Annotated in this window: 10 protein-coding genes; all 10 read right to left on the bottom strand. The window is 37.8% G+C overall.

Translation table 11 applies throughout. The features are described from left to right. Positions 1-482 precede the first annotated feature (482 nt). Positions 483-1793 (bottom strand): glycoside hydrolase family 28 protein, encoded by a 1311-nt coding sequence (locus OS138_RS10465; RefSeq protein WP_325070106.1) that lies wholly within the window; start codon positions 1791-1793, stop codon positions 483-485. Positions 1794-1804: 11 nt separating this feature from the next. Continuing rightward, positions 1805-3223: an MFS transporter gene (locus OS138_RS10460; protein ID WP_325070105.1), complete on the bottom strand. Its 1419-nt coding sequence runs from the start codon at positions 3221-3223 to the stop codon at positions 1805-1807. A gap of 239 nt (positions 3224-3462) precedes the next feature. Beyond that, a complete protein-coding gene (locus tag OS138_RS10455; RefSeq protein ID WP_325070104.1) occupies positions 3463-5028 on the bottom strand; it encodes a glycoside hydrolase family 43 protein in 1566 nt (521 codons plus the stop codon). Between the two features lie 3 nt (positions 5029-5031). Beyond that, complete coding sequence (locus OS138_RS10450; protein WP_002307990.1) at positions 5032-5442, bottom strand: DUF4064 domain-containing protein; 411 nt, start codon at positions 5440-5442, stop codon at positions 5032-5034. After that, positions 5439-6362, bottom strand: coding sequence for a pectinesterase family protein (locus OS138_RS10445; RefSeq protein WP_325070103.1), 924 nt, complete (start codon positions 6360-6362; stop codon positions 5439-5441). The genes OS138_RS10450 and OS138_RS10445 overlap by 4 nt, the downstream gene beginning before the upstream one ends. Continuing rightward, a complete protein-coding gene (locus OS138_RS10440) occupies positions 6359-7237 on the bottom strand; it encodes a dienelactone hydrolase family protein (RefSeq protein ID WP_087626552.1) in 879 nt (292 codons plus the stop codon). The genes OS138_RS10445 and OS138_RS10440 overlap by 4 nt, the downstream gene beginning before the upstream one ends. Next, a complete protein-coding gene (locus OS138_RS10435) occupies positions 7224-8561 on the bottom strand; it encodes a glycoside hydrolase family 28 protein (protein WP_325070102.1) in 1338 nt (445 codons plus the stop codon). Before OS138_RS10435 ends, OS138_RS10440 begins: the two co-directional genes overlap by 14 nt. A gap of 2 nt (positions 8562-8563) precedes the next feature. Next, a complete protein-coding gene (locus tag OS138_RS10430) occupies positions 8564-9667 on the bottom strand; it encodes a glycoside hydrolase family 88/105 protein (protein ID WP_087626377.1) in 1104 nt (367 codons plus the stop codon). 73 nt (positions 9668-9740) lie between these two features. Continuing rightward, positions 9741-11249 carry an extracellular solute-binding protein gene (locus OS138_RS10425; RefSeq protein ID WP_010727324.1) on the bottom strand — a complete coding sequence of 503 codons (1509 nt, stop codon included), beginning with the start codon at positions 11247-11249 and terminating at the stop codon, positions 9741-9743. Beyond that, positions 11215-11907, bottom strand: a complete 693-nt coding sequence (locus OS138_RS10420; RefSeq protein ID WP_002286012.1) for a YesL family protein — start codon at positions 11905-11907, stop codon at positions 11215-11217. The genes OS138_RS10425 and OS138_RS10420 overlap by 35 nt, the downstream gene beginning before the upstream one ends. Between the last annotated feature and the right edge of the window lie 19 nt (positions 11908-11926).

The following is an 11926-nucleotide window of genomic DNA, read 5'->3' as shown; positions in this document are numbered from 1 at the left end:
CTAGCATATTGCTTGCTTGTTAAAAATGTTTGTTGTCTTGAATTGAATCAAGACGCCCTACACATTTGGTTTGTCTTACTTTGTTCAGTTTTCAAAGGTCTACTTCATCGAGAGTGTTTCCCGATTCGTTTTTTGGCTGCCGTAGCAACTTTTATATCATATCAAAGAGACAAGCGATTGTCAACTCTTTTTTAAAAGTTTTTTCGATTTCGTTTTTCGAAATCTTTCAGCAACTCATTTATCATAACTTATCGTTTGTTATTTGTCAAGAACTTTTTTGAAGTTTTTTTCGATAGAATCAAGCTTCGCAAGTGGTTCTTTTTAACGACTTAGTTATCTTATCACGTCTAAAAACATGTGTCAACTCTTTTTTGGAATTTTCATAAAATGTTTCAATGAAGCGCGACAACGTTGTTTAATATATCATTAAAAAAAATAAAGGTCAAGCTAAAATATTATTTAAGCTTGACCTTATTGTAATTTCAACGATTGTCAAAAGTATTGTTTGCAGCTGTATTGCCAGTTTCTATAGATAAATCACAGCTTTTGAAACATAAGTTTTGTACTGCTTCGATTCGCCCGAATTCTTTTGCAGTTATTTGGCAATGAGAAAAGCAGACATCTTCTATAGGCTTTTCAGGAAATGCTACTAAATCAAAAGCTCGGGAAGGAAGTGAGTAACCTGGAGAAAGGCATGCCTGTACGTTTTTGATGTGTATGTCTTTGACTTTCGTCATTTGCTTTGATTCAGGTATTTCTTCAGCCACTGCTTGCCAACTTTCTGGCATTTGAGCAAGGTCATTGCTATTTTTTCTATTGTATTCATTATGCCAGTCCATTATCCAAGAAAAAGGAAATTGTACATCAATCATATTCAGATTTTCTACCCTGATATTTTCGATCACTCCCCCTCTTTCTTTTGAAGATTTCATTCGAATACCACAGTCTGACTGAAAAAAATCGATATCGTGAATATATACGTCACTAACTCCAGCACTAACTTCGCTACCAATAGTTACACCGTATCCTGAACGGATTTTACATCTAGCAACCTCGATTCTTGATGATTTTCGATTGACTCTTGCACCATTGCCATCTCTGCCAGACTTAATAGCAATACAATCATCACCACAGGCCAAATCACATTCATAGATACGCACATTTGTTGAAGAATCAATATCAATCCCATCTGTACTTGGTCCATCATTGTTGCGGATGATTACTTTTTCTACTAATACATCGTTAGAATAAGTGATTTGCAAGTTCCAAAAACCTGATTTCTGAAAAATCAAATCACGAACAACAACATGTTCTGCATGATACAGTAAACAAGCGCGTGGACGTTTAATAGCATAATCCGCAATCCAACGAAGTCCCTTTTGATCGTATTCAGCTCTTGTCCCGCTTTTTTGATCTTTTCCCCAATACAGCTCCCACCAATGGTCTCCTTGACCGTCGATTATTCCTTTTCCTTCTATAAGAATATCTTTCGCCGAGAGAACATTCAAAATCGCTGCTAGCCATTTCATTTCTACGCCGGCTACTCGTGTATCGATTTCTGGAAATGCTTCGATATCTGTTCTCCCCTTGAGGACTGCACCTTCTTCAAAGATAAGATGACTCTTATCTTTTAAAAAAAGGGCTCCGACTAAATAAATGCCTTTTGGAATAAATACAGGTAAGTGTTCTTTCGCACCTTGATCGATTGCTTTTTGCAGTATTATTGTATCATCTTGTTGAGTGTCGTTTGTTTTAAAGTTCAAAGCATTGATAATCCCTTTTTTTGTCCGCAATACGTTTCTCCCTATCTTTCATTGATTTTTTTCAATTCTTCACCAATAAATACAGTTTTTGAACGATTCAGTGGGTAACCTACTAGCAAAATGATTGCGGATACAAATAAGCAGAATGCTGGTAACAAGTTTGCCATCGTATAAATCCTTTCTTGTACTAAAACTGATTGGATGGCTCCACCTGTTGTAGACGATTGGTAACCAATGAGTGCCAGCATAAATCCGCCTACCGCTCCTGCACATGCTTGTCCTACTTTTCTCGCAAAAGAATTTACTCCATATACTGTTCCATCTTCTCTTAAGCCTGTCTTATATTGATGATAATCAATCACGTCAGTAATGAATGCCCAGACCATCAAATTGAATAAACCAGATCCTAAAGTAGCGATAAATAAAAGAATCAGATATACCCATGCATTTGTTATATGAAGGAAATACATCAGCAAGTACATACATGAAGAAGTAAGTAACGCAAATACGCTTGCTTCCTTTTTACCAAATAATTTTGTCAGCTTTGTAGCAAATGGTGCTAAAACTACTACTGTTCCGTAAGTAAATAAAAGAGCAACAGACATTGCTTGTTTATTATGGAAGTAATCATTGAATAAATAAGTCATATTCGTCCCAGCTAAAATCTGATTGATCACAATGAAAATGTCAACAATGACTAAAATAATCAGTGCTCGATTAGCTAACAAACCTTTTACCAACTGAGAAGCAGATACTTTTTCGTTTTTGACAACTCTTACTCTTTCAGTAGTCAATTTACAAGTTAACATATATGCGACAAATGCAATTGCAGCACATCCGATTGAAATCCAAAAGAAATGATTCCCTGAAACGACTTGTTGTCCACTCTTGTTATGGGTATACATTAAAATCGGAATGAAGAATCCTGTAGTTGATCCGCCAATCGCAGAACCAATGCTTCGGAAAGTGGACAACGAGGTGCGGTCATTAGGATTTGAGCTAATTGCTGCTGCCATTGCTCCATACGGGATATTGATTGTTGAGAGAAAAATCCCATAAACAATGTATGAAACAAAAATATAAGCAATCTTCGCCGTCATTGGAAGATGTTGGACGAATGGCAAAAACAAAATGACAGTCACTAAGCAAAATGGATACTTCATTTTTCTGATCCAAGGAATAAATCGGCCAGCTTCTGTTAACTCTGAGACATCACATAATCTTCCAACCATCACATCAGCAAACGCATCCAAAATTCTCGAAATCAAGAATAACGTACCTACGATTGCCCCTGAAACGCCAAGAACATTCGTATAATAAATCATCAAGAAACTATTGACTAAACCTAAAATAAAACAGTTACCTAGATCACCGAACATGTAGCCTATCTTATCGGAAATCCCAAATTCCTTTTTTTCTTTTTTTACTGTATTTGCTGTAACAGCATTTTGTGAAAGCATTTGAATTCCTCCTACCTCTTCTAGTAAACGTTTTCAAAATTATAACTCTTTTTTTCTTGTTTTTATATTCACAATGTTGGCTTTTTATTGCATTATCTTGACAGATAAAAAACAAAAAATAATCTAAAAACATTGATACATAAGATTGATAACTTTTTTTACATAACAATATATACAAACAAAAAAATTCACTAACTAGTGAAAATAAGTTAGTGAACCTCATTTATTAAAGAATTAAATTACAGATGATCTTTTCCATCATACTTGAAAAACTCAAAATCAGCATAACTTCCTCTTTTTTTATTTAGATCATGCACTGCTATCCCGATAAAATTTCCAGTAAACCCTCCTGAGAGTATACACATGTTTTTTTGCGGACCTACTTTCTTCCATTCTTCAGTTGATACGTCTTTCAAACGAAACTGTGCTGTCTCTTTCTTTACAGTGACTTTCAAAAAAGTCTTCTTTTCTGTGAGTGGAATCGTCCAATCTTCTATTTGTGCTACTCCGTTTTCTGATTCTATCATACGTAGGCATTTTCCCTTGTCCTCATTCCAAGTAACATAACAATAAATATAATTGGATTCATTTAAGTACAGTACCAGTCCAGCCATCTGATTAAAATTATTAGGCATGTATTCAAATGCTGTCTCCGCATCAAAAGTAAAATCCGTTTGCCGAATAGCTAACAAATGATGTTCGAAGGTAGATTGAAGAGATTCACCGGAAATCAGACGTAAAAAACCTGGTCTACATTTTGTATCACACCAATCAGCATTTGGCAAAATGCGTCTGGCATTCCAGTTCTTCTTTAGCTCTCCTTCAAATGTATCCATAAACTGATGATCTTTTTCTTGTTGTACCTCTTCATTTGTCTCAATCATTATTTCTTCCATCGGAGTTGTCTGGCTATCTTTAAGTCTTAACCAATCGTCGGACGTCCAATACACTTCTTGAATAGCGGTTTCTCTTCCCAAAATAGCCGCACCGTTTAATGGTCTGGTACAAAGATATGTCATGTACCATCTTCCTGACGGGGTTTGTACTAAGCTCCCATGTCCTGTACATTGCAATGTAGAAGCAGGTTTGTCACTAGCTGTCAGCATAGGAAAACCAGGATCAAGCTCGTAAGGACCAGTAATATTCTTTGCTCGGCAAACTGTAACTGAATGTCCTCTTCCTGTACCGCCTTCTGCCGTCATCAAATAATAATACCCGTTACGAAAATACAAATGTGGTGCCTCCGTTTTCGCTAATTCTGTACCTGCAAATATTTTATAGATGGGACCATCAAGCTTCTTCTCTGCATCATATTCTTGTAATACGATACCGCTGGATTTATTCGGTGTGTCCAGACGATAATCCCATAGTTCATTGACAAGCCATTTTTTTCCCGTTTCAAGATCATGGAACAAAGAAGGATCAAAGCCGTTACTATTTAAATAAATTGGTTCGGACCAAGGACCTGTGATCTCAGATGCAGTGATCAAATAATTGTGGACATCTTTATACGGACGGCCTGCACTTTTGACATCTGTGTAAACAAGATAAAACAATCCATCAGCATAACTGATCTGTGGTGCCCATATACTTCCATTTGTAGGATTTCCTTGCAAAGATACTTGAGTGGTCAAAATATCCGTTGTATGTGACCAGTTGACTAAATTTTTCGACTCATATACTCGGATTCCTGGAAGCCATTCAAAAGAGGAGACAATAATGTAATACCGCTCTTTCACTCTTAATATATTAGGATCTGGATTGAATCCTCTTAAAATAGGATTTTTCACTTTGATAGTCTGCATGATTCAGGCTCCTTTTCTCATTCTTACTCGATATAAACTGAATGCCCCAGCTGCGAAATAAAAAAATGCAAAAGGAAACGCAATAAACTGAGTGCCAATCAACAATATGAATCCTGTTATAAAATACAAACCAGTGGCAGTTGTTAAGTATTTTCCTTTAGCAGTCAAAAACAATGCTACTGCTAAAAAAGCAAGTGAAATAAACAACACAACGGCAAACAGACCAGTCATGTCCTGTAATAATCCAAATGTATTTTCTAAAGACAAAGTTGGATGATCTACAGCAAGCGACTGATAACTTTTTTTAAACTCTGACGCAGACATATTACTTAAAGTAACTGCTAACCCGCCAAAGAAAATCAAAGATAGACTGCCACCGACCATTCCTAGCAATAGTTCCCATTTTCTTTTCATTTCTGAACCCCCTGCTTTTCTAAATGTATCCATTCAGGTCTTTTGATCGATGTTTCATAATTGTTATTACGTTCAGAGAATTTGACAGTCTGTTCATTTTTCTTGTCATCCCAATTATCCCAACCAGTTGGGTGAACATGCCCACCTATCTTACACGCTTCAAATAAGACATTTGCATACGGACGCCACGGTCTTCCTAAATAGACGTTTCTAGTATCAGGTTCTGCAGTCAAGGTACAGCTTTCAAAACGATACCCTGTTTTTTGATTTTTCGGCGTAGATGCTGCTGTGATGTATCCAGGATTTTTACTGGCTAAGCTATGGATATGACACTGATGAAAAACGGCATCTCCCCCACCAAATATGAAATCCACCGTTCCTTCAATCCAGCAATATTCATAGGTCTGACGACAATACTCAGGATTGGCAGAAGCCGGTGTACAAAAAGGAGTACCATCTTTTTGCAAATCAGGCAACGGACCCGTGCATAAGGTATCCTGATAACCAGATAGTCGACAGTTTTTTAAAGATACGCGATCTCCTGAATTGAATAAAGCAACAGCCTGTCCTACCTTTTCTCCTGGACCTGCTGTATTTTCGATGTGAAGATTTTCTAATACGACATTCGATCCTTCTAAGAAAAAAGTAGCACTTCGGAAAGTCCCTAACTGGCTACCGTCAAGATACTCCTGTTTTGCAAAACGATTACCGGAGATCACTACTGTTCCTGCTCCCACAAGTTTAAAATTGGATAATCTGCTTTCTATATATTCATCATATCTTCCTTCTTTTACTATCAAGACCTTTGGATGGCTATCCGGCAGGCCTGCCAAATAATCGATTCCTTCTTGGATAGTTTCAAAATCCGTCGGGGTATCTATAGCATTCTTTCCAATTATCAGTTTGTCTTTCATCCTCATAAATGCTCCCTTATGAATTGTTTCCAAATGTTTCTCATTTCTTGTGTTTCCATATGACCGCCTGTTAAAGAAAAAGAAGAAAAGTTTTCTGGACTACCCATTGATTGATACTTTTTGTCCAACCCTTTTCTCAGCTTCAGTACACCTTCATCCAAGCACATCGTATCGTTTTTTCCAACTAAGCTAAGACGAGGGCGCGGAGCGATTTTTTCTTGGATTGCTAACGTTGTATAAGCTGTCAGTAGGTTGGGCACATAGTAATAAAACCCATGATGATCTAGGCGGCGATGTAGCAAAAGTGTTTCGATGTCCACCTGTGCCGCTAGATCAATACAAACTTTGACACGAGAATCCAATGCCGCCACCCACCAGCTTAATAAGCCTCCCATAGAAAGACCAATCGTTGCGAGCCGTTGAGTATCTGTGTCTTCCCTTGTCTCCAAATAATCGATCAAGCTGATCACATCATAAATACGCATTCCCCATAACGTTTTTCCTGTTAATAAAAATTGTTTGAACAACTCGCTTTCGGAAATACCTCCGCGTTCTTCAAATCCCCAAGCATCAATCGACCAAACAGCATATCCCATTCCTGTCAGTACTTCTGCAAAAGATGGAGAAGCTAAGTAGGGAGCACCATGGATCAATTCACTTTTCCCGACCGAAAAATCTCCGCCGTGAGAATGCAGGTAAAGGACCGTCGGAAACGGTCCTTCTTTTTCTGGATAAGCATAGAGGGCTGGTACTGTTTCCAATTCATTTAAGTACAATTGATAGTATTCAAGCATAAAACTGTTTTGTTTTTCTCGGTATAATCGTTTTCCACTAGGGGTACGTCTGCTAGATGGAGCACCTAAAAAATCATTCAACTGCATAAGCAAAGTTTTTACGAACAACCAGTTCATCCATATTTTCTGATTGATTTGATTGGAATTTCTCAATACTGATTTCTTTCGTATTTTCTAATAGAAATGCTGGTCCTTCATGATTCTCAATCGTCATTTGATTAAAGGTAACCTTATCCGCAAAACCAATGTAAAATCCTTGCTTGCTCATTTCCTCTATTCCTGTCATCATAGCAGGAACACCGGGAACTGCATCTTGGGCCATCGAGACATCGATATTGTCAAATGTGATTTCTTGTATGAATTGTTCCGCTAATCCATAAATAAAACCTGCAGAAGCATGGACATTCCTTACCGTGATATTCGAAAAATGGATCCTTCTGAATGCTGGTGTCCGTTCATCTATCGGATAAGCCGTTTTTTCCCATACATATGGTTCTTTTCCTCGCGGACCGCAGAAATAATAAAGATTCAGTATAAATGGACACATCACATTATCCATGACTATATTGGATACTCGAATATCTTCAACGATCCCGCCTCGACCTCGTCTAGATTTCAATCGTATTCCTCGATCAGTTTCTTGGAAGATACAATTTGAAATGGTAATATTACGAATACTACCACTCATTTCACTTCCTAATACGACACCGCCATGTCCATGGACCATCGTGCAATTTGTGATCGTGATATTTTCGCAAGCGATCCTTTCGTACGTATCTTCAGTCCCTGCCTTGATTGCAATACAGTCATCTCCCACGTCAATATGGCAATTACTAATACGCACATTTTTGCATGATTCTGGATCAATTCCGTCTGTATTTGGTGAATCCGCTGGGTTCAAGATCGTCAAGTTATCAAACGTTGCATTACTGCAAAGAATCGGGTTGATCGTCCAACTTGGTGACTGGATCAATTTAATATCTTTCACAGTAATTCGATGACAGTTATGGAAACTCATCAATTTAGGACGAGGATAAGCGAGATTATCTGGTTCATTTCTAAAAGTATGCCACCATTTTTTTCCATTTCCATCTAATGTACCGAAACCAGTGACAGAGATGTTCTCTACATTTTGAGCATAGATACAGGAAGCATAAACTTTTCGATGGACTCCTTCCCAACGTGAATGAACAACAGGATAATCTTTTGGATCGTCAGAGAATTTCAGAACCGCTCCTGCGCTTAAATGAAGTTCGACATTGCTTTTTAAAAATAAAGCTCCTGTTAGAAATTCACCTGCTGGAACAACTACGGTCCCGCCTCCGTCACTTGCTGCAGCATCAATGGCTTGTTGTATTGCTTCAGTATTCAATTCATCAATTGATGCGCCAAATGTCAAAATATCATACATATTTATAATGCCTCCGCTTCAATCAATGCTTGCAAGAATGCACCAACGCCTTTTTGATCATTACAAATAATTGGTTCACTGATGTAGTAAGCATATGAACCATCTCGCTGATCTGCTCCGCCTAACCCTGCTACTTGACAGTTTTTATTCAAATTCAGCCAGCCTTCTTTTGTTTCCAGAACAAATTCATCAAGTAATCCTTGATGTGATTTCTTCACTTGTGGAAGCCATTCTTCTTTGTTCAGCAGGCCCAAACGTATTCCTTTAGCCATTGCGTAAACAAACATACTACTGCCGGAAGCTTCCAGATAATTTCCTTTCCGTTTTGTTTCTGTTGTTACTTGATACCATGTCCCGCTGTTTTCTTCTTGATATGGAAGTAATGCAGCCAGTGTCTTTTCTAGAATTTCTTTCAGCAAAGAACAATCTGTTTCTTCATGAAGTAATTCATAGGTATCTGCTGCAGCCATCAAATACCAGCCAATCGATCGGCTCCAAAAATGATGGGATAGACCTGTTTTTGGATCAGCCCATGGTTGGACCTTCTTTTCATCCCATGCATGAATCAGCAAATTTGTTTTTGGATCGAATAGATGTTTATAACTGATTTCAAACTGTCTCAAAACATCTTGGTAATCTTTTTCTTCACTAAAATTCTGGATAAATTCAGCATAAAAAGGAGAACCCATATATAAGCCATCCAACCAAATTTGATAAGGATAAATTTCTTTATGCCAAAAAGCTCCTTCGGATGTGCGTGGATGGTTTGCCAACTGCTGGGAAAGGAGTTCTGCTGCTTTTTTATATTTTTCTTCGCCTGTTTCTTTGTACAATAAAAAGAAAAGCTTTCCTGTATTTACATGGTCGATATTGTATTCTTCAACGCTGTAGCCACGGATCGTTCCATCTTCTTGCACGAAATAGTCGATATTGTCTTTTATGAAATCAAAATAAATTTTTTCTTGGGTTCGTTCCCAAAGTAATTGGAACCCTTTAAGTACGACGCCATAGTCATAAGACCATTTTCCTTTATACCACTTTTCTTCATATAAGCGAGGTGTTCTTTCCATGATACTTTTTGCTAATTTCTTTGACCAGTTTTCCATTATTTGCTCTCCTTTAAAAATTAAAATAGGATTTGGGACAAATACCAAGAAGTATTTGTCCCAATCGTCTATATTACTGTGCCGCTGCTTTGTATGCTTCCTCGTACTCTTGTGTGATTCGATCGCCTCCTTGTGCTTTCCAGTCTTCTACAGCTTTTTTGAATCCATCTTCGTCAAGCTGTCCCATGATGTATTGCACCGTAGCATCAATAATGATTTTTTCGATTTCTGATCCTACTTCATTGTTCGTCGGTGAATCCAATGGCACAGAAGGATCCATTACAGCGAATTCTTCGTTTTCTTTGATCAATTGATTAGAGAATTCTTTTTCAGGGTCTGTATCTTTGAAAGAGAACGTCACTTCACTAGGACGAGAGCTTGATAACGGTTGCACCTCTTGCTGCCAAAGATCCATATCGATAAATTCGATAGAACCATCATCATTCAATTCATAATGCGTCCCTTCGATACCGCCAGTCATCAATTTATACACATCTTCTTCTAAAAGATCATCAACAAATTGAAGTAATTTCTTCAATTGTGCTTCGTCTTTTACTTGAGATTTGGGAAATGCTAGCAAGCCGCCAATACCATTTCCTTCTGACCAAACATGATAACCGCCGCCTTCACCATCTGAGATCTTGTTTACAGGCACTAATTCCATATCATCTTGAATACCTTGACCCATCGTCTTCAGATTCTTGATATCCACCATTCCAGTGTAGATTCCAGTTCTTCCTTGTGCAAATTGTTCTTGCTGATCAGTCTTTTGGGTAACTGCAAAGTCTTGTGCCAAATAGCCATTCTCAAATAGATCTCTTGAAAAATTCAAAGCTTTCATATACTCTTCTGTATCAAATTCTGGAGTGAATTTGCCATTATCGTCTACAGCCCAGCCATTTGGTGCTCCAAAATAAGAAGTGAAAAGTTTAAAGCTGGTATAACGAATATCACTAGGCGCACGATCGCCAAAACCAACTGTGTCGTCCACACCATTTCCATCAGGATCGTTTTCTGTAAATTGTTTAGCTACTTCATAAAGCTCATCCATGGTAGTTGGAACATCTAGTCCTAGATTATCCAACCAGTCTTTTCGAATGACTAAGCCAGCACGAGCGTAGTCTTTTTGTATCGGTACGCCGTACAAGGCACCGTCGATACTCGCAGCTTCGATTCTATCTTCAGAAATTTGACTTAAATTTTTATAGTCTTTTAAATATTCTGATACATCCCAGAATACGCCTGATTTTAACGCATTGCGGACAGAAGAGTTTTTCAACATCGCAATTTGAAGTGTAACGATATCTCCTAGTTCATCAGAAGCCAATGCAGTTGTTAATCTTTCTTCTTTTGAAGCATCAGGAATCCAGTTGAATGTCAGTTCCGTATCGGTTTTTTCTTCGATCAAGTTCACAATCGTGTCTGTAGGCGGTGAAGCATGATGCAAAATATTTAACCAAGTGATTTTAGCTTTTCCATCTTCTGTCTCTGAAGAACTGTTACTTGAACTGCTGCCGCATGCGGCAAGTGCTAGAATTCCTGCAAAACTAAGACCTAATTTTACGAGCGTTGCTTTTTTCATAAATTTTCTCCTTCACTGTTTTAATAATATTTTTGTTTTCTTCTGTTTTTTCTGTATATGAGTTCTTCCATTCCAAATGGCAAAATATAGAATTTGCTGTCCACGTGACTGCGGAAAAGAAGAGACTACCACCGATAAAGGTTAAAACACCTGGCATTGTTTGGATGATCATCAGATAAATCCCTACCATACTTAATATCAACACTAATGAGTAATGAAGATGTGAGAATCCGAATAAAAATGCCATTTTCATTTTGAAAAAATATCCTTTCCAATCATAATGAGCCATGATTGGGAAAATATAGAGTGCTGAGAGCACATATATGAACGCAGCAATATACAAAGCGATCCTAAGATACCAATTGTGTATGAAAGAAAGATCCACAAGTAAAACAATCCCGATGGCACCATATATCCAGCTCATCAGCAAGGTTTCACGATAGTTTTCTTTAAAATATGTGAAGTACGTTTTCGTCAAAGGAAACGTTTCTTTTGAGCGCAGCCATTTTCTAATCACTGCAACCATCGCATACGATGCAGGACCGAAAGTAAAAACTCCCAAACCTGCGATGACTAAACCGCCCCACAGAAAATTCAAATAAACCAACTGTAAAATACGATTTAGCCTTCCGTTTATTTTATCTAATGACTGCAGCATATCTTTCCCTCTCTTTCTA

Origin of the sequence: Enterococcus sp. E5-37 (assembly GCF_035726925.1) — a bacterium.
Taxonomy (GTDB): Bacteria; Bacillota; Bacilli; order Lactobacillales; family Enterococcaceae; genus Enterococcus_B; species Enterococcus_B faecium.
Note: the sequence above shows the minus strand (reverse complement) of the source record. Positions and strands in the feature narration are given on the sequence as shown.

Bases quoted from the DNA above. Each gene is read 5' to 3' on its own strand.
- OS138_RS10460 (WP_325070105.1), bottom strand. From the start codon at position 3,223: ATGCTTTCACAAAATGCTGTTACAGCAAATACAGTAAAAAAAGAAAAA.
- OS138_RS10455 (WP_325070104.1), bottom strand. From the start codon at position 5,028: ATGCAGACTATCAAAGTGAAAAATCCTATTTTAAGAGGATTCAATCCA.
- OS138_RS10450 (WP_002307990.1), bottom strand. From the start codon at position 5,442: ATGAAAAGAAAATGGGAACTATTGCTAGGAATGGTCGGTGGCAGTCTA.
- OS138_RS10445 (WP_325070103.1), bottom strand. From the start codon at position 6,362: ATGAGGATGAAAGACAAACTGATAATTGGAAAGAATGCTATAGATACC.
- OS138_RS10440 (WP_087626552.1), bottom strand. From the start codon at position 7,237: ATGCAGTTGAATGATTTTTTAGGTGCTCCATCTAGCAGACGTACCCCT.
- OS138_RS10435 (WP_325070102.1), bottom strand. From the start codon at position 8,561: ATGTATGATATTTTGACATTTGGCGCATCAATTGATGAATTGAATACT.
- OS138_RS10430 (WP_087626377.1), bottom strand. From the start codon at position 9,667: ATGGAAAACTGGTCAAAGAAATTAGCAAAAAGTATCATGGAAAGAACA.
- OS138_RS10425 (WP_010727324.1), bottom strand. From the start codon at position 11,249: ATGAAAAAAGCAACGCTCGTAAAATTAGGTCTTAGTTTTGCAGGAATT.
- OS138_RS10420 (WP_002286012.1), bottom strand. From the start codon at position 11,907: ATGCTGCAGTCATTAGATAAAATAAACGGAAGGCTAAATCGTATTTTA.